Raw genomic sequence first — 17,677 nt, forward strand, 5'->3', positions numbered from 1 at the left:
CGCCATGCGTCGCCTATTTCGACGCGGAGTCCTCTTCGTCCGCGGCGTCGCCCGCAGCCTGCGGCGCAGGTGCGGCAGCACCCGTTCCTCCGCGCCGCTGCTTCATCCAGCGCATCGCATACACGACGTAGCCGGAGCCGGCGTAGACGAGGAAGAGTCCGAAGAGCACGCCCGGCGGGTAGCTCGACACCAGCGCGAACGCCATCACCAGCGCGATCACGACGATGAAGGGCACGCTCTTGCGCAGGTTGATGTCCTTGCCGCTCCAGAACAGCACGTTGCTGACCATCGACACGCCGGCGAAGATCGTGAGCATGCCCGCGAGCCAGCGCACGTCCTGGCCGGCAAGACCCAGGTCGGTGACGACCCACACCAGGCCGGCCACCAGCGCGGCCGCAGCCGGGCTCGGCAGGCCCTGGAAGAAGCGCTTGTCGACGACGTCGATGTTGGTGTTGAAACGGGCCAGGCGCAGCGCCGCGCCCGCGCAGTAGATGAAGGCGGCGATCCAGCCGAACTTCCCGGTGTCCTTGAGCGCCCACTCATACACCACCAGTGCGGGGGCCGCGCCGAAGGACACCATGTCGGACAGCGAATCGTACTCGGCGCCGAAGGCGCTCTGCGTGCGCGTCAGGCGCGCGACGCGGCCATCCAGGCCGTCGAGCACCATCGCCACGAAGATCGCCACGGCCGCTACCTCGAAGCGTTGATTCATCGCCTGCACGATCGCGTAGAAGCCGGCGAACAGGGCGGCGGTGGTGAACAGGTTGGGCAGGATGTAGATGCCGCGGCGGCGTTTTTCGTTCGAGATCAGTGGCATGGAATATGACGTTCCTGCGCAGGGCCGGTGCGCGTGGTGGCCGGTTGCCGATTCTAACGCAGCGACGGGCGGCCGGGATGACCGCCCCGTCGGCGCTGCGCGATCAGGGAAGCTCGGCGAGGATGGTGCTGGAGGCCGAGACCTTGTCGCCGATCGTCACGCGCGCGCGCGTGCCCGGCGGCAGGTAGAGATCGACGCGCGAACCGAAGCGGATGAAGCCGTAGCGCTGGCCGCGCGCCACCTTGGCGCCCGGTTCGACATAGCACAGGATACGGCGGGCGACGAGGCCGGCGACCTGCACGCAGGTCACGTCCTGACCGTCGCGCGTCACCAGGTGCAGCGCGTTGCGTTCGTTCTCCACCGAGGCCTTGTCGAGCGCGGCATTCACGAAGCGTCCCGCGTTGTACCAGCGCTGCTTGACTTCACCATCGACGGGAATGCGGTTCGAATGGACGTTGAAGACGTTCATGAACACGCTGATCTTCACGCAGTCGCGGTCGAGGTAGGGGTCGCGGACCGGCTCGATCGCCACGATGCGGCCGTCGGCCGGCGACAGGACATCCTTGGCTCCTTGCGGGATCGGGCGCGGCGGGTCGCGGAAGAACTGCACGACGAACGCGAACACGATCCAGAAGGGCAGGGCCCAGCCGAAGCCTGCCGAGGTGTTGATCACCAGCGCGACGACCAGCGCGATCGCGATGAACGGCCAGCCTTCGCGAGCCAGGATGGGATGAGGATAGTTGCTGTTGGACATGGCGAATCCGATATGAAAAAGGCAGGGCCCGCGCGCACGGCGCAGCCCGGCCTGTTATGCCGATGCGGCTCAGTTCTTCGACTGGTCGACCAGCTTGTTCTTCTTGATCCAGGGCATCATGTCGCGCAGCTGGCCACCGACCTGCTCGATCGGGTGGGCTGCGTTCAGACGGCGACGCGCGGTCATCGACGGGTAGTTGGTCTTGCCTTCCTGGATGAACATCTTGGCGTACTCGCCGGTCTGGATGCGCTTCAGCGCGGCGCGCATGGCTTCGCGCGACTGTGCGTTGATGACTTCCGGGCCGGTCACGTACTCGCCGTACTCGGCGTTGTTCGAGATCGAGTAGTTCATGTTGGCGATGCCGCCCTCGTACATCAGGTCGACGATCAGCTTGAGCTCGTGCAGGCACTCGAAATAGGCCATCTCCGGCGCGTAACCGGCTTCGGTCAGCGTCTCGAAGCCCATCTTTACCAGCTCGACGGCGCCACCGCACAGCACGGCCTGCTCGCCGAACAGGTCGGTCTCGGTCTCTTCACGGAAGTTGGTCTCGATCACGCCGCCCTTGGTGCCGCCGTTGGCCGCCGCGTACGACAGCGCGATGTCCTTGGCCTTGCCCGAGCGGTCCTGATGGACGGCGATCAGCGAGGGCACGCCACCGCCCTTCAGGTACTCGGAGCGCACGGTGTGGCCGGGACCCTTGGGGGCGACCATGATCACGTCGAGGTCCTCGCGCGGCACCACCTGGTTGTAGTGCACATTGAAGCCGTGCGCGAAGGCGAGGGTCGCGCCCTTCTTGATGTTCGGTTCGATGTCGTTGTAATACACGCCCGGGATGTTCTCGTCCGGCAGCAGGATCATGACGACGTCGGCGCCCTTGACGGCCTTGGCGACTTCCTCGACCTTCAGGCCGGCCGCTTCGGCCTTCTTCCACGAGGCGCCGTCCTTGCGCAGGCCGACGGTGACCTTGCAGCCCGAATCCTTCAGGTTCTGGGCGTGGGCGTGGCCCTGCGAGCCGTAGCCGATGATGCTGATCTTCTTGCCCTTGATGAGGGAGAGATCGGCGTCCTTGTCGTAATAGACTTTCATGCTTTTCCTTTTTGCTTTCGGTGGGGATGTCTTCCGGCGCCCGCCATGATAGCGGCGGGCATGCCGGTCGCAAACGCTTGGGTGCTTGTCCGGAAGGGGCGCGGGGCCGGGGTCAGACCTTCAGGATGCGGTCGCCGCGGCCGACGCCGCAGACGCCGGAGCGCACCGTTTCAAGGATCAGCGCCGGGTCGATGGCGCTGATGAAGGCATCGAGCTTCGACTGGTTGCCGGTCAGTTCGATGACGTAGGACGTGTCGGTGACGTCGATGATGCGCGCGCGGAAGATCTCCGCCATGCGCTTCATCTCCTCGCGGTCCTTGCCGGTTGCGCGGACCTTGGTGAGCATCAGCTCGCGCTCGATGTGCGCGGCCTCAGAGATATCGACGACCTTGACCACCTCGACGAGCTTGTTCAGCTGCTTGGTGATCTGCTCGATGATGTCGTCCGATCCGGTGGTGACGATGGTCATGCGCGACATCGAGGCATCCTCGGTCGGCGCGACGGTCAGGGATTCGATGTTGTAGCCGCGGGCGGAAAACAGGCCCGACACGCGCGACAGGGCGCCCGATTCGTTCTCGATCAGCAGGGAGATGACGTGTCTCATTTATTGTCTCTGGTCGATGCTTACAGGTCTTCGGCGGACAGGATCATCTCGGTGAGCCCCTTGCCGCCCTGAACCATGGGGTACACGTTTTCGGTCTGGTCGATCTGGAAGTCGAGGAACACCAGATCGTTCTTGCGTGCGAAGGCCTCGCGCAGCGCGCCCTCGACGTCCGACGGGCGCTCGACGCGCAGGCCGACATGGCCGTAGGCTTCGGCGAGCTTGGCGAAGTCGGGCAGCGAATCCATGTAGGACTCGGAGTAGCGCTCGCCGTGGAAGAGCTGCTGCCACTGGCGCACCATGCCGAGGTAGCGGTTGTTCAGGTTGCAGATCTTGATCGGCAGGCGGAACTGCTTGCAGGTCGACAGCTCCTGGATGTTCATCTGGATCGAGGCTTCACCCGTCACGCATGCGATCTGCTTGTCCGGATTGGCGAGCTGGGCGCCCATCGCGTACGGCAGGCCCACGCCCATCGTGCCGAGGCCGCCCGAGTTGAGCCAGCGGCGCGGCTTGTCGAAGCGGTAGTACTGGGATGCCCACATCTGGTGCTGGCCCACGTCGGAGGTCACGATGGCCTCGCCGCCGGTGACTTCCCACAGCTTCTGGATCACGAACTGCGGCTTGATGATCTCGTCCGAGTTCTTGTACTTCATGCACTCGCGGCTGCGCCATTCGTCGACCTGCTTCCACCACGAGCCGAGCGTCTCGGGGTTCGGGCGGGCGGCGTTGGCCTCGAGCTGGCGGATCATCTCCTCGAGCACTTCCTTGAGGTCGCCGACGATGGGCACGTCGACCTTCACGCGCTTCGAGATCGACGAGGGGTCGATGTCGACGTGGATGATCTTGCGCGGCTCTTCGGCGAAGTGGTCCGGGTTGCCGATCACGCGGTCATCGAAGCGGGCGCCGACGGCGAGCAGCACGTCGCTGTAGTGCATCGCCATGTTGGCTTCGTAGGTGCCGTGCATGCCCGGCATGCCGAGGTACTGGCGATCGCTCGCGGGGTAGCCGCCCAGGCCCATCAGCGTGTTGGTGATGGGGAAGCCCAGCATGCGCGTGAGCTTGGTGAGCTGCTCGGCCGCGTTCGCGAGCACCACGCCGCCGCCGGTGTAGATCATCGGGCGCTTGGCTTCGAGCAGCAGCTGCACGGCCTTGCGGATCTGGCCCTGGTGCCCCTTGATGACGGGGTTGTACGAGCGCATCGAGACCTCCTTCGGGTACTCGAACTCGCACTTGTGCATCGACACGTCCTTGGGAATGTCGACCAGCACCGGACCGGGGCGGCCCGTCTTCGCCAGGTAGAAGGCCTTCTTCATCGTCGCGGCGATGTCGCGCACGTCCTTGACGAGGAAGTTGTGCTTGACGCAGGGACGGGTAATGCCGACCGTGTCGACCTCCTGGAAGGCGTCCTGGCCGATCGCGGCGGTCGGGACCTGGCCGCTGATGATGACCATCGGGATCGAGTCGCAGTAGGCGGTGGCGATGCCGGTAACCGCGTTGGTCGCGCCCGGGCCCGAGGTCACCAGCGCGACACCGACGTTCTCGGTGCTGCGGGCGTAGCCGTCGGCGGCATGCACCGCGGCCTGCTCGTGGCGCACGAGGACGTGGCGCACCTTGTCCTGGTTGAACAGCGCGTCATAGATGTAGAGTACCGCGCCGCCCGGATAGCCGAAGACGTAATCGACCTTTTCTTCCTGCAGACACCTGATTACAATTTCCGCTCCAGTCAGCACCATCGCAAACTCGCTATTCTTACGTTCCGAAACGCTGAACGTTACCGGTCAGGCGCAGTTTGGTCAAGGCTGCTGCGGCATCGCACAATGGCCTGAATAACCGGTTTTCATAAGGATCCAGAACTGGCTAACCGGGCAGAACTCTCCGCCTTTCTCCAGGGTGTCGAAAAGCGCGCTTTCAAGCAGGCGGTGTATGCGCTGCGCAATGACGACGCGGCCCTGGATGCGGTGCAGGATGCGATGCTCAAGCTCTCGGTCAGCTATGGCGAGCGGCCTGCGAGCGAATATCCGATGCTGTTCCAGCGCATCCTGCAGAACGTCATCTATGACGCACTGCGGCGGCAGAAGGTGCGCAACACGTGGACGACGCTGCTGTCGTCCTTCGTCGGCGACGACGAGCAGGACAGCGACAACGATCCGCTCGACACCCTCGCAGGTGCGCCCGACGAGGCGAGGGCCGACACCCCGCACGGGCAATACGAGCGAACCCGCATGCTGGCAGCGATCGAGCGCGAGATCGAGCGCCTGCCGCCCCGTCAACGCGAAGCCTTCATCATGCGTTATTGGGAAGAAATGGACATTTCCGAGACTGCCGCCGCGATGGGCTGCTCGGAGGGGAGCGTGAAAACCCATTGTTCGCGCGCCACGCAGACGCTGGCGGCGGCCCTGAAAGCGAAGGGAATCGAGTTATGAACGAGGAGGCTTTTGCCCGCAAGGTCGCGGCTCAGCTTTCGGTCGCGGCGCGCGGCGTTGACGGCGACGTCGCGGACCGTCTGCGGCTCGCGCGCGAGCGTGCGCTTGCGGCGCACAGACCGGCGCTGCCAAGTGTCGGCGCACGGATCGCCAGTGCGCTGCGGCGGCTGTTCCCGCCCATGATGAGGCCGGCAGCGGTCGCCGCCGCGATCCTCGTCGCCGTGCTGGCGGGCGATTACTGGACGACCTGGCTGCGTGTGAACGAAATGGAGGAGGTCGATACGGCGCTGCTGATCGACGACCTGCCGATCGACGCCTATCTCGACTCGAATTTCAAGGCATGGCTGCAGGACGACTCGCAATCCTGATCCTTGCGGCCGCCCTGAGCGGTCCGGTCCTCGCGGTCGCGCCGATCGGCGCGCCCTCGTGGTCGGGGCTGACCGCTGCGCAGCGTTCGGTGCTCGCGCCGCTGTCGGACGACTGGAACGCAATGAGCGAAGTCCAGCGCCAGCGCTGGCTGGGGGTGGCCGACCGATATTCGCGTCTGACGCCCGAAGAGCAGGCGCGTATCAGTGCGCGCATGCGTGACTGGGCAAATCTGCGGCCCGACCAGCGCGAGCGCGCCCGCGATCAGTACCGCGCACTGCGCAGCATGCCGCGCGAGCGGCGCGAATCGCTGCAGGAGCAGTGGCAGCGCTACCGCAGCATCTCGCCCGAAGAGCGCCAACTCAAATCCGGCCCGCGCATCGTGCGCCCCCTTCAACGACCGCCCGTGCGCGGCAACAAGTAATGAAGAAAACAGTCTCCAGTCGCAACGCTCCGGATCCGTCACGCAAGCTTCAATCCCGTTCCGCACCCCAGGTGCAGGCGGTGGAACTGGCCGGCCTGCGCCGCCGGCTCGCCAGCCTGCTGTACGAGGCCCTGCTGTTGCTGGGCGTGCTCGCGCTGGTCTTCATGGTTCCGTATCTGTTGCTCGGCGTCTTCTTCGGCATCGCGCCGGCCGGGTGGGTTGCATGGCTGCACATCTACCTCGCCCTGGGCGCGTACTTCATCTGGTACTGGCGGCGCCGTGGCCAGACGCTCGCGATGCAGACCTGGAAGCTGCGCCTCGTCACCGCCGACGGTCATGCTCCCAGCGTGGCGACCGGCTGGCTGCGCTACACGCTGGCGTGGCCGTCGCTGCTGTGTTTCGGCCTGGGGCTCGCGTGGGCGCTGGTCGATCGCGATCGCCAGTTCCTGCACGACCGGCTTGCCGGCACGCGCATCGTCCTGCTGCCCTGAGGCGGGCGTCGCTCGGCGCGGGGGGCGTATACTCGCGGCTTGTCCCCATAGCGGCCGGACAACCGGAGAAAGAATGAAAAGCGAACACGCCCCGACCATCCAACGATCCGACTACACGCCCCTGGCGTGGAACATCGAAGACATTGAGCTGCATTTCGCGCTCGACCCCGTGGCAACCCTGGTGACGAGCCGGATGCGCTGCGTCCGTCGCGCGTCGCGGGCCGAGCCCCTGCGCCTGCTGGGCGAGGAGCTCGAGCTGGTGAGCGTGAGCATCGACGGTCGCCCGGCTGAAGACGGCCAGCTCAAGCGGGGCGAGGGCTGGCTGGAGATCGCGCTCGATGCCGACCGCGTGGAGATCGGCATCGTCACGCGCATCAATCCGCAGGCGAACACCGCGCTGTCGGGCCTGTATGTGTCGCGTGGCGGCTTCTTCACGCAGTGCGAGGCCGAGGGCTTCCGGCGAATCACCTATTTCCCGGACCGCCCCGATGCGATGACACGCTTCACGGTGACGCTGGAAGCGGACGCGGTCGATTATCCGGTGCTGCTGTCGAACGGCAATCTCATTGCGCAGGGGGCGCTCGAAGGTGGCCGCCACTTTGCGAAGTGGGTCGATCCCTTCCCCAAGCCGTCCTATCTCTTCGCGCTGGTCGCGGCGAAGCTGGTCGCGCTGGAGCGCCGTGTCGAAACGGCGTCGGGGCGCGAGGTGCTGCTGCAGGTATGGGTGGAGGAGGGCAATCTCGACCGCACCCCGCACGCGCTGGACTCCCTGGTGCATTCGCTGCGCTGGGACGAGGAGGTGTTCGGCCTGGAGCTCGACCTCGACCGCTTCATGATCGTCGCTGTCAGCGACTTCAACATGGGCGCGATGGAGAACAAGGGCCTCAACATCTTCAACGCGAAGTACGTGCTGGCGAAGCCCGACACGGCGACCGACGTCGATTATGAAAACATCGAGAGCGTCGTCGCGCACGAGTACTTCCACAACTGGACCGGCAACCGCGTGACCTGCCGGGACTGGTTCCAGCTCACGCTCAAGGAAGGCCTGACGGTGTTCCGCGACCAGCAGTTCTCCGCGGACATGCTGGCCCGGGCGGCGGGCGAGGCGGGCGCAGCGTCGGCACGGGCGGTCAAGCGCATCGACGACGTGCGCGTGCTGCGCGCGGCGCAGTTCCCCGAGGACGCGGGGCCGATGGCGCATCCCATCCGGCCGGAGCGCTACCAGGAGATCAACAACTTCTACACCGCGACGGTGTACGAGAAGGGTGCCGAAGTCATCCGCATGCTGCATACCCTTCTGGGCGCGGAGGGTTTCCGCAACGGCATGGACCTGTACTTCAGCTATCACGACGGCCAGGCGGTGACCTGCGACGACTTCGTCGACTGCATGGCGGAGGCGAACGGTTACGAGCTCGACCAGTTCATGCTCTGGTACAGCCAGGCCGGCACGCCGCGGGTGAAAGCGTCCGGTACCTGGGACGCGACGGACGGCAGCTACACGCTGACGCTGTCGCAGCACACGCCGCCGACGCCGGGGCAGCCCGACAAGTCGCCGCTGGTGATCCCGGTTGCGGTGGGCCTCATCGGACCGGACGGCAAGGATCTGCCCCTGAGCCTGGACGGGGAAAGCCACGGCGGCGCGACGACGCGCGTGCTGGTGCTCTCGGAGGCGGAGCAGACTTTCCGCTTCACCGGCCTGGCCGCCGAGCCGGTGCCTTCGGTGCTGCGCGGGTTCTCTGCGCCGGTGGTCCTCGAACTGGACGAGAGCGACGAGCGGCTGGCATTCCGCATGGCGCACGACGCCGATGCCTTCAACCGCTGGGACGCCGCGCAGCGTTACGCGGAGCGCGTGATCCTCGCGCTCGCGGCGGATGTCGCCGCAGGGCGTGCGCCGGCGCTGCCGGACGCATTCGCCGCGGCATTCCGCGCCCTCCTGAACGACGGGGCGCTCGACCCGGCCTTCCGCGCGCAGGCCGCGGCGCTGCCATCGGAAACCTATCTCCTCGAACGGATGGAGCCCGCCGATCCGGCCGCGCTGCGCGTCGCGCTGATGCAAGTGATGCGCGACCTGGGCACGGGGCTCGCGGCAGACTGGCTGGCGATCGAGGCGGCAATGGAGGTGCCGGGCGAGTATCGCTATCACCCGGGCGACGCGGGTCGGCGTGCGCTGGGCAATCTCGCGCTGAAGTATCTCGCGGCCGGCGGTGTCGCCGAGGGGCTGGCGCGCGCCGAGGCGCGGTTCGCGCGCTTCGGCAACATGACCGAGGGTTTCGGTGCGCTCGCCGCCCTGGTCCAGAGTGCGAGCCCCGCGCGTGAGGCGGCGCTGTCGCGCTTCCACGAGCGTTACCGCGACGATGCCCTGGTGCTGGACAAGTGGTTCGCGCTGCAGGCCTCGGCCTGGCGCTGGGACCCAAGTGCGGCGCCGGTGCTCGGGCGCGTGCGCGTGCTGATGGACGATCCGGCCTTCAGTCTCGCCAATCCGAACAAGGTGTATGCGCTGCTGGGGAGTTTCTTCCGTGCGAACGCGGCCGAGTTCCACGCGCCGGACGGCAGCGGGCACGCGTTCTGGGCCGATCAGGTGATCGCGCTGGATGGCCGCAATCCGCAGGTGGCGGCGCGCATGGCGCGGGCGCTGGAGAACTGGCGGCGCTTCACGCCGGCTCTGCGGCAGAGCATCCGTGCGCAGATCGAGCGGGTCGCCGCGACGCCGGGGCTTTCGCCCGACGTCGCGGAGATCGTCGGCAAGGCGCTCGCGGACTGAGTCCCGGGCGTGCGCCCGAAGGACGAGCGGGCCGCGATGTACGCGGCCCGCGTGGTGTTCAGGTGGTGAGTTCGCCGGCGATGTAGTTCGACAGGTGGCTGATCGTCTTTTCCTGCTGGTCGATGATGGACTTGACCACGTCGCCGATCGTGACGATGCCGACGATGCGGCCCTGCTCGACCACCGGCAGGTGACGGAAGCGGTTTTCCGTCATGATGTTCATCACCGCGTCGATCGCCAGGGCGGGGGTGATCGTGCACACGTTGGGGGTCATCACGTCGCCTACGATGGCTTCGCGCGAATTGAGGCCCTTGAGGACCAGCTTCCGCGCGTAGTCGCGTTCGGTGAAGATGCCCACGAGGCGTTCGTTCTCGACGACCAGCACCGAGCCGATGTCGTGTTTCGCCATCATTGCAAGGGCGTCGAGGACGCTGACGCCGGGCGTCACCGAGTGCGTCGTCGAGCCTTTCTGTTCGAGAATCTGTCGCACTGTCACTGTCGTCGCAAGCATCGTGTCCCTCCGTTCGTGTTAGGCATTCACGCGGTTCTCCCGGACATCGGGAGCATGCTGGCATAGCTTGAAACGAACCGCGCGCGGATGCAAGTGCGCAATGACCGGCGGGGCCCTAGCGGCCCCGGGCGCGTCAGATTTCGAGGTTGTCGATGAGGCGGGTGCGCCCGAGCTTGGCGGCGGCGAGCACCACCAGGGGATCGTCGGCGTGCATGGGCGGCTGCAGGTCGGCGCGGCGGCGTACGGCGATGTAGTCGGGCTTCCAGCCGTGGGCGGCGAGTTCGGCAACGGCTTCGGTCTCGAGCTTGAGGAAGTCGTGATCGCCGCGGCGCACGGCCTCGCAGATGCGCGCGAGCTGGCGATAGAGGCGCGGGGCCTCGGCGCGTTCTTCGGGCGTGAGGTAGCCGTTGCGCGAGGACAGCGCGAGCCCGTCGGCCGCGCGCACGGTCTCGCCGGGCAGCACTTCGACGGGAATCGCGAGCTGGCGCACCATGTTGCTCAGCACCATGAGCTGCTGGTAATCCTTCTTGCCGAATAGTGCGACGTCCGGCTGCACGATGTTGAGCAGCTTGAGCACGACGGTGGCGACGCCGCGGAAGTGGCCGGGGCGGAATTCGCCCTCTAGGATGCTGATCTGCGCCGGCGCGGGGTCGACGTGGTAATGCTGCGGCTCGGGGTACATCACGCTCTCGTCCGGTGCGAACACGTGCGCGACGCCTGCTGCCTCGAGCCGCTCGCAGTCCGCCGCGAGCGTGCGCGGATAGCTGTTGAAATCCTCGCTCGGCCCGAACTGCAGGCGATTGACGAAGATGCTGGCGATGACGCTGTCGGCCTTCTCGGCCGCCTGGCGCACGAGATCGATGTGGCCGTCGTGGAGGTTGCCCATGGTCGGGACGAAGGCAACCTTGCCGGCGGCCCTGCGCGCGGCGCGCAGGCTGTCGATGGAGCGGTGGATCTGCATGGCGTATTCCCTTCGGGAGGGCGGTCAGTAGCAGTGTTCGGCGGCGGGGAAGCTGCCGTCCTTGACCGCGCGGACGTAGTTGGCCACGGCTTCCTCGATGCTGGCGGCGCCGGGCATGAAATTCTTGACGAAGCGCGCCTTGCGGCCCGGATAGACCCCGATCATGTCGTGCAGCACGAGCACCTGGCCGTCGCAGGCGGGGCCCGCACCGATGCCTATCGTGGCCATCGAGGTGAGGCTGGCGGTGACCTCGCCGGCAAGGGTGGCGGGGACCATCTCCATGACCATGAGGGCGGCTCCGGCCTGTTCGAGCGCGTGTGCGTCGGACTTGAGCTGCGCGGCGCCCGCTTCGCTGCGGCCCTGCACGCGGTAGCCGCCGAGCTGATTCACGGACTGAGGCGTGAGGCCGATGTGCGCGCACACGGGCACGCCGCGTTCGACGAGGAAGCGCACGGTCTCGGCCATGAAGGCGCCGCCTTCGAGCTTGACCATGTGGGCGCCGGCCGCCATCAGGCGCGCGGCGTTGCGCAGCGCCTGTTCGGGGCTTTCCTGGTAGCTGCCGAAGGACATGTCGGCAACGATGAACAGGCGGGTGTTGGCGCGGGCAACGCACTCGGTGTGGTAGACCATCTGGTCGACGGTCACCGGCAGGGTCGACTTCTGCCCCTGCACCACGTTGCCGAGGGAGTCCCCGACCAGCGCGACGTCCACGCCGGCGCGTTCGAGCAGTGCGGCGAAGCTCGCGTCGTAGCAGGTGAGCATGGCGATCTTGCGCCCTTCGCTGCGCATCTTGGCAAGCTCGGACAGGGTGACGGGTTTTTCGTCCTGGAGGTAGCTCATCGGGGTTCCTCGGAAGAGGCGCGGGTCATTCTTGAGTTGCGCGCGTGTGCAGGCCGTTTCGGTCCGCCGGCCGTCCGCTCAGGCGGCGTAGCCGAAGAATTCTCGATAGCTGCGCATGTTGCGCAGGCGATCGAGCAGGAGTTCGAAGTCGTCATCGTGGTCGACCGGGTTGAGGACTTCGGCATCGACGATGAACAGCGGCGCTGCGTCATACTGGTAGAAGAAGCGTGCGTAACGTTCGGCGACGCGTTCGAGGTACTGCTCGGTGATGCGCCGCTCGGTGTCGAGGCCGCGCCGGCGCACGCGTTCGACCAGCGTTTCGGGCTTGGCCTGCAGGTAGATGATGAGGTCGGGCTTCGGCGGGGCTGCGGGCTTCATCGCATCGAACACGCGCTGGTAGAGCGCGAGCTCGTCGGGGGCGAGGTTCAGCGCCGCGAACAGCGGATCCTTGTCGAGCACGAAGTCGGACACGACGCGCTGCTGCTTCTCCATCGCCTCGGCGACGATGCCGAGCTGGTCGAAGCGCTGGAACAGGAAGTGCAGCTGGGTCGACATCGCCCAGCGCTCGGCGTCCTGGTAGAAGCGGCCGAGGAAGGGGTTGAGTTCGGGCTGCTCGAACAGCGCCCGCGCGTCGAGGCGTTCCGCCAGCCGCCGTGCGAGCGAGGTCTTGCCCGCGCCGATGGGGCCTTCGACCACGATGTAGCGTGCCTTGTCGAACATGCAGCAGAGTCGCCTTTAGTTTCTGAAGATGAAATATACCGCGCCAAGCATACACAGGGCGGCCCAAAGGTAGTCAAGCTTGATCGGCTGCTTCATGTACAGCACGACGAAGGGGACGAAGACCAGCAGGGTGATGACTTCCTGCATGATCTTGAGCTGGGCGAGGTTCAGCTCGCTTGCGCCGATGCGGTTCGCGGGCACCTGCAGCAGGTATTCGAAGAGGGCGATGCCCCAGCTGACGATGGCTGCGACGAACCAGGCCTTCGACTGCATGTTCTTGAGGTGCCCGTACCACGCGAAGGTCATGAAGACGTTCGATGCGGTGAGCAGCATCGCGGTCTGCACCCAGGCGGGCAGGGTCTGCATCCAGGCAGTCATGGGCGACTCGGTGTTGCAGGCGGATCAGGAAACGCGCTCGATGCGCTGGTCGCCCACGGCGTCGAGCAGGTCGGCGGCGCGGCCATGGCCGGGAATCGCAGTGTCCGGCGCGATTTCGGCCAGCGGGACGAGGACGAAGGCCCGCTGGTGCATGCGCGGATGCGGGATCTCGAGACCCGGTTGGGAGATCGTCGCGTCGCCGTAGAGGAGCAGGTCGAGATCGAGCGTGCGCGGGGCGAGCTCGGTTTCGCGCCTGCGGCCGTGCAGCGCTTCGAGCGTCAGCAGGGTGTTGAGGAGCTTCTGCGCGGGCAGCGTGGTTTCCACTTCGGCGACGGCGTTCAGGTAGTCCGGGTGACCGGTGACGCCGATCGGTGCGGTGCGGTAGAGGCCGGAACGCGCGACGAGGCGGGTGCCGGGCAGGGCGTCCAGGGCGGCGAAGGCGCTGTCGAGTGCCGCGGCGGTATCGCCCAGGTTGGCGCCGAGGGCGATGAACGCGCGCACCGGGTTGCCGTGCGGCAGCGGGCGGTGGGGGCTCATGACGCGTCGCTGCTCGCGGTGGCCTCGGCTGCGGCCGGTTTGCGCCGGCGTCGGCGCCGTTTGCGCTCGGCGGTTTCGCCGGCGGACGGCGCCGCGGCGAGAAGGGCCTCGCGCGCGTCGTGGCCGGCGTGGGCGAAGCGATCCCACCATTCCGGCAGCGCGGCGTCGATCTCTCCGGACTGGGCGCGCAGGCGCAGGAAGTCCCACGCGGCACGGTAGCGCGGTTGTTCGATGAGGCGATAGGGGGTCTTGCCGGTGCACTTGTCGAAGCGCGGCTGCAGGGCCCAGATTTCCTTGATGTCGCCCACGATGCGCTTGGTGATCGCGAGCTTGCCGGCCTGCTTGTCGAGCACTTCGTCCATCGCCGCGAAGAGCGCGGGCTGGGTGTGCTCGCCGTCCTTCCTGCGCGCTTCCCAGTTGGCCAGCACTTCGTGCCACAGCAGGGTCGCGAACAGGAAGCCCGGTGAGACGGGCTTGTCGGCGCGCACCCGCTCGTCGGTGTTCTCCAGCGACAGCCACACGAAGCGCTCGCCCAGCGGCTGTTCGAGGATCACGTCGAGCAGCGGCAGCAGGCCGTGGTGCAGGCCCTCCTCGCGCAACTGCTGTAGGCACTTGACGGCGTAGCCGGAGAACAGCAGCTTGAGCATCTCGTCGAAGAGGCGTGCTGCGGGCACGTTCTCGAGGAGTTCCGCCATCTCGCGGATGGGGTTGCGCGCGGCGGGGTCGAGCGTGAGCCCGAGCTTGGCGCCGAGTCGCACGCCGCGCAGCATGCGCACGGGGTCTTCGCGGTAGCGCGCGCGCGGGTCGCCGATGATGCGCAGGGTCTTCTGCTTGAGGTCCGCGACGCCGTGGTGGTAGTCGAGGATCTGTTCGGTGGTCGGGTCGTAGTACAGCGCGTTGACGGTGAAGTCGCGGCGCGTGGCGTCCTCGGCCTGCGAGCCGTACACGTTGTCGCGCAGGACGCGTCCGTGTTCGTCGGTTTCGGCGTCCTCGGCAGTCTGGCTGGCGCGGAAGGTCGAGACTTCGATCGTTTCCGGGCCGCTCATGACGTGCACGATCTTGAAGCGGCGGCCGATGATGCGCGAGCGGCGGAACAGCGCGCGCACTTCCTCGGGCGTTGCGCTGGTGGCGACGTCGTAGTCCTTGGGCGGATGGCCGACCAGCAGGTCGCGCACGGCGCCGCCTACGACAAAGGCCTTGTGGCCGGCTTCCTGCAGCACGGTGCACACCTTGCGGGCGGCAGGCGAGATCTGTTCGCGACGGATGCCGTGCTGGGTGACGGGGACCAGCGCAGGTTCGGTGTTGATGGGCGAGGCGGCGCGGCGGAAGACCTTGCGCAGCAGCTTGCGGATCATTGGAGGGAAAGGGGTGCAGTCAACATAAGCTTGGAATCATAACCGATGCGGCGCTGCGGTAGGGGCTGCATCGTGCTGTGGGAGCGGCTTCAGCCGCAAATGGGCGCCGATTCGCGGCTGAAGCCGCTCCCACGGGGCGACGGGGCTCAGCGCAGCGACATGATCGGCCAGCCGGCCTGCGTCGCGTGGGCGCGCAGGGTGTCGTCGGGATCGACGGCGACGGGATCGGTGACGCGCGACATCAGCGGCAGGTCGTTGTGCGAGTCGCTGTAGAACCACGAGCGCGCGAAGCTGCCGGCATACAGGCCGAGCGATTCGAGCCAGGCGTCGACGCGCTCGATCTTGCCGGCCTTGAACGCGGGCATGCCGCGCGGCTTGCCGGTGAAGGCGCCGTTCTCCTGCGCGGGGATGGTGGCGACGAGGTGCGGGATGCCGAATTCGCGCACGATGGGGCCGGTGACGAAGCTGTTGGTGGCGGTGACGACGGCGACGAGGGCTCCGCTTTCGGTATGTTGGCGCACCAGCGCGCGGGCCTTGTCGGTGATCATCGGTGCGACCGAGCCGGCCATGAACTCGCGGTGCCAGGCGTCGAGTTGCTCGCGCGAGTGGCGTGCGAGCGGGGCGAGCTGGAAGTCGAGGAACTCGAAGATGTCGAGCGTGCCGGCCTTGTACTGCTCGTAGAACTCGATGTTCTTCGCTTCCTGCACTTCGCGGTCGAGGACGCCCTTGGCGATGAGGAACTGGGCCCAGGCGAAGTCGGAGTCGCCGGCGAGGAGGGTGTTGTCGAGGTCGAAGAGGACGAGATCCACGTGTATTTCCTTGGGGTTGGGGCCTGCGGCCGGCTCAGATGTCGAGGCCGGCCTGCATCATTTCGCGCAGCAGCGGCAGCGTGACGGCGCGCTTGCGTTCCAGGGACGCGTTGTCGAGGGCGTCGAGCACCGTGAGCAGGCTGGGGAGGTCGCGGCGGCCATGACGCATGAGGAAGTCGATGACCTCGTCGGCCAGCCGCAGGCCGCGGCGGGCGGCGAGTGTCGCGAGGATGGCTGCGCGCGATTCGTCGTCGAGCGGGCGGACTTCATACACGAGACATTGCCCCACGCGCGTGCGCAGGTCTTCGCGCAGCACCAGCGCGAGGGGGCGGGCGTCGCCGGCGAGGAGCAGTTTCTGGCCGAGTGGGCGCGAGCGGTTGAAGGCGTTGAAGAGCGCGATCTGCGCCTCCGGGGCGAGCGCATTGATGTCGTCGATGGCCAACAGCAGGTCGGGCGTTTGCGGCAGTTCGTCGCCGATCCGGGCGGCTTCGAGATAGGCCGCCGGGCGGCCCGCCTTGCACGCGGCGTCGACGGCGGCGCGCAGCAGGTGGGTGCGCCCGCAGCCGGCCGGACCCCACACGTAGACGTGGCCGGGCAGTTGCGCGGCGTCGTGCAGGGCGGCGACGAGTTCCTGGTTGTTGCCGACCACGAAATTGTCGAGGGCTGGCGGCGCGTCGGGGCGGATGTCGAGGACGAGCTGTTTCATGACTGCGGCGGGGGCGAGTCGGTGTCGCCGAGGTAGAGGCGGCTGGTGAGCCAGGCCGTGCGCACTTCGCGCAGGCCGACGAGGATGGCTGCGCTGGCGGGCAGGGCGACGAGGACGCCGACGAAGCCGAAGAGCTGGCCGAAGGCCATCAGCGCGAAGATCACCGCGAGCGGGTGCAGGCCGATGCGTTCGCCGACGAGGTAGGGGGTGAGCACGAAGCTTTCGATGAGCTGGCCGAGGCCGAACACGATGGCGACACCGATCAGCGGCGACCAGCCTTCGGCCTGCAGCAGGGCGGTGAGGATGGCGAGCAACAGGCCGCCGCCGAAGCCGACGTAGGGAATGAAGACGAGCAGGCCGGTGATGACGCCGACCGGCAGCGCGAACTTGAGCCCGGCGATCCACAGACCGACGCTGTAATAGACGGCCAGCAGCAGCATCACGGAGAGCTGGCCGCGCAGGAACTCGGACAGCACGCGATCGATGTCGTTGATGATGCGCATCGTGCGTTCGAGCATCGGGCGCGGGATGACGGTCTGCAGGCCGTCGAGGATGCGGGGCCATTCCTGCAACAGGTAGAACATCACGACCGGCACGAGGAAGACGCTGGCGGCGGCGCCCAGCAGCGCGAGCCCGCCCTGGCGGAGCTGGCCGAGGATCACGGGGATGAGGTCCTGCGCGCTGTCCCAGTGCTCGGCGATCCAGGTGCGCACGAAGGCGGCGTCGAGCTGGAAGTCGATATCGAAGCGCGCCTGCAGGACGGGGGCGACGCGCGCGTTGAGGAGCTCGATGAGGTCGGGCAGGCGGCGGATGAGCGCGATCGCTTCGCGCCACACCATGGGGGCAAGGATCAGGAACAGCAGCACGAGCAGCAGCCCGGCGCCGAGGATCACGATCAGCACCGCGGCGGGGCGCGGGATGCGCCGGGCGGCCATCCAGTTGACCGCCGGATCGCAGATATAGGCGAAGACGGCGGCGATCGCGAAGGGCGCGAGGATGGGCGACAGGGCGTAGAACAGGGCGACCAGCGCCAGCGCGACGCCGGCCCAGGCGGCGGTTTGCAGACGGTCGGCGCGGGAAGGGTTCATTTCGAGTAAAATCGCGGACTTGGCGCGGGCTATGGTGGCCCGCGAAACC

Annotated in this window: 20 protein-coding genes; 5 read left to right on the top strand and 15 right to left on the bottom strand. The window is 67.1% G+C overall.

What is annotated here, in order from left to right:
* Positions 1–13: 13 nt before the first annotated feature.
* From pssA to GO615_RS06200, 5 genes are all read right to left on the bottom strand, one after another.
* The gene (gene pssA / locus GO615_RS06180) at positions 14–817 is read right to left on the bottom strand and encodes a CDP-diacylglycerol--serine O-phosphatidyltransferase (protein ID WP_169126170.1); all 804 of its coding nucleotides are present in this window, start codon (positions 815–817) and stop codon (positions 14–16) included.
* A gap of 103 nt (positions 818–920) precedes the next feature.
* Positions 921–1,571, bottom strand: a complete 651-nt coding sequence (locus tag GO615_RS06185) for a phosphatidylserine decarboxylase (RefSeq protein WP_169126171.1) — start codon at positions 1,569–1,571, stop codon at positions 921–923.
* Between the two features lie 69 nt (positions 1,572–1,640).
* Positions 1,641–2,657, bottom strand: a complete 1,017-nt coding sequence (gene ilvC, locus GO615_RS06190; RefSeq protein WP_169126172.1) for a ketol-acid reductoisomerase — start codon at positions 2,655–2,657, stop codon at positions 1,641–1,643.
* Positions 2,658–2,769: 112 nt separating this feature from the next.
* Positions 2,770–3,261: an acetolactate synthase small subunit gene (gene ilvN / locus GO615_RS06195; protein WP_050417078.1), complete on the bottom strand. Its 492-nt coding sequence runs from the start codon at positions 3,259–3,261 to the stop codon at positions 2,770–2,772.
* A gap of 20 nt (positions 3,262–3,281) precedes the next feature.
* On the bottom strand, positions 3,282–4,991 hold the full coding sequence (locus GO615_RS06200) for an acetolactate synthase 3 catalytic subunit (protein WP_169126173.1): 1,710 nt from the start codon (positions 4,989–4,991) through the stop codon (positions 3,282–3,284).
* A gap of 120 nt (positions 4,992–5,111) precedes the next feature.
* Here GO615_RS06200 and GO615_RS06205 point away from each other — a divergent pair, with 120 nt between their 5' ends.
* The 5 genes from GO615_RS06205 (at position 5,112) to pepN (ending at position 9,723) form a co-directional block, all read left to right on the top strand.
* Positions 5,112–5,681: an RNA polymerase sigma factor gene (locus GO615_RS06205; protein WP_169126248.1), complete on the top strand. Its 570-nt coding sequence runs from the start codon at positions 5,112–5,114 to the stop codon at positions 5,679–5,681.
* Positions 5,678–6,049, top strand: coding sequence for a DUF3619 family protein (locus tag GO615_RS06210; protein WP_169126174.1), 372 nt, complete (start codon positions 5,678–5,680; stop codon positions 6,047–6,049). Before GO615_RS06205 ends, GO615_RS06210 begins: the two co-directional genes overlap by 4 nt.
* Positions 6,022–6,471, top strand: a complete 450-nt coding sequence (locus GO615_RS06215) for a DUF3106 domain-containing protein (RefSeq protein ID WP_169126175.1) — start codon at positions 6,022–6,024, stop codon at positions 6,469–6,471. Before GO615_RS06210 ends, GO615_RS06215 begins: the two co-directional genes overlap by 28 nt.
* The gene (locus tag GO615_RS06220) at positions 6,471–6,962 is read left to right on the top strand and encodes an RDD family protein (RefSeq protein WP_169126176.1); all 492 of its coding nucleotides are present in this window, start codon (positions 6,471–6,473) and stop codon (positions 6,960–6,962) included. Before GO615_RS06215 ends, GO615_RS06220 begins: the two co-directional genes overlap by 1 nt.
* Before the next feature lie 73 nt (positions 6,963–7,035).
* Entirely contained in the window at positions 7,036–9,723 is a 2,688-nt protein-coding gene (gene pepN / locus GO615_RS06225; protein WP_169126177.1) for an aminopeptidase N, read from the top strand.
* Between the two features lie 58 nt (positions 9,724–9,781).
* On the opposite strand, the gene GO615_RS06230 is transcribed toward pepN, so the two are convergent.
* From GO615_RS06230 to GO615_RS06275, 10 genes are all read right to left on the bottom strand, one after another.
* Positions 9,782–10,234: a CBS domain-containing protein gene (locus tag GO615_RS06230; protein ID WP_169126178.1), complete on the bottom strand. Its 453-nt coding sequence runs from the start codon at positions 10,232–10,234 to the stop codon at positions 9,782–9,784.
* A gap of 133 nt (positions 10,235–10,367) precedes the next feature.
* On the bottom strand, positions 10,368–11,195 hold the full coding sequence (gene panC, locus GO615_RS06235; RefSeq protein ID WP_169126179.1) for a pantoate--beta-alanine ligase: 828 nt from the start codon (positions 11,193–11,195) through the stop codon (positions 10,368–10,370).
* A 24-nt stretch (positions 11,196–11,219) separates the two neighbouring features.
* Positions 11,220–12,035 carry a 3-methyl-2-oxobutanoate hydroxymethyltransferase gene (panB, locus tag GO615_RS06240; RefSeq protein ID WP_169126180.1) on the bottom strand — a complete coding sequence of 272 codons (816 nt, stop codon included), beginning with the start codon at positions 12,033–12,035 and terminating at the stop codon, positions 11,220–11,222.
* A gap of 78 nt (positions 12,036–12,113) precedes the next feature.
* The gene (locus tag GO615_RS06245; protein WP_169126181.1) at positions 12,114–12,755 is read right to left on the bottom strand and encodes a deoxynucleoside kinase; all 642 of its coding nucleotides are present in this window, start codon (positions 12,753–12,755) and stop codon (positions 12,114–12,116) included.
* Positions 12,756–12,770: 15 nt separating this feature from the next.
* Positions 12,771–13,133, bottom strand: a complete 363-nt coding sequence (locus tag GO615_RS06250; RefSeq protein WP_169126182.1) for a DMT family protein — start codon at positions 13,131–13,133, stop codon at positions 12,771–12,773.
* Between the two features lie 24 nt (positions 13,134–13,157).
* On the bottom strand, positions 13,158–13,670 hold the full coding sequence (gene folK, locus GO615_RS06255) for a 2-amino-4-hydroxy-6-hydroxymethyldihydropteridine diphosphokinase (protein ID WP_169126183.1): 513 nt from the start codon (positions 13,668–13,670) through the stop codon (positions 13,158–13,160).
* Positions 13,667–15,025: a polynucleotide adenylyltransferase PcnB gene (pcnB, locus tag GO615_RS06260; protein ID WP_169126184.1), complete on the bottom strand. Its 1,359-nt coding sequence runs from the start codon at positions 15,023–15,025 to the stop codon at positions 13,667–13,669. The genes folK and pcnB overlap by 4 nt, the downstream gene beginning before the upstream one ends.
* A 146-nt stretch (positions 15,026–15,171) precedes the next feature.
* On the bottom strand, positions 15,172–15,834 hold the full coding sequence (locus GO615_RS06265) for a histidinol-phosphatase (protein ID WP_169126185.1): 663 nt from the start codon (positions 15,832–15,834) through the stop codon (positions 15,172–15,174).
* Positions 15,835–15,868: 34 nt separating this feature from the next.
* On the bottom strand, positions 15,869–16,540 hold the full coding sequence (gene hda / locus GO615_RS06270) for a DnaA regulatory inactivator Hda (protein WP_169126186.1): 672 nt from the start codon (positions 16,538–16,540) through the stop codon (positions 15,869–15,871).
* Entirely contained in the window at positions 16,537–17,628 is a 1,092-nt protein-coding gene (locus tag GO615_RS06275; RefSeq protein ID WP_169126187.1) for an AI-2E family transporter, read from the bottom strand. Before GO615_RS06275 ends, hda begins: the two co-directional genes overlap by 4 nt.
* Between the last annotated feature and the right edge of the window lie 49 nt (positions 17,629–17,677).

Origin of the sequence: Aromatoleum evansii (genome assembly GCF_012910805.1) — a bacterium.
In the GTDB taxonomy this organism is placed as follows: domain Bacteria; phylum Pseudomonadota; class Gammaproteobacteria; order Burkholderiales; family Rhodocyclaceae; genus Aromatoleum; species Aromatoleum evansii.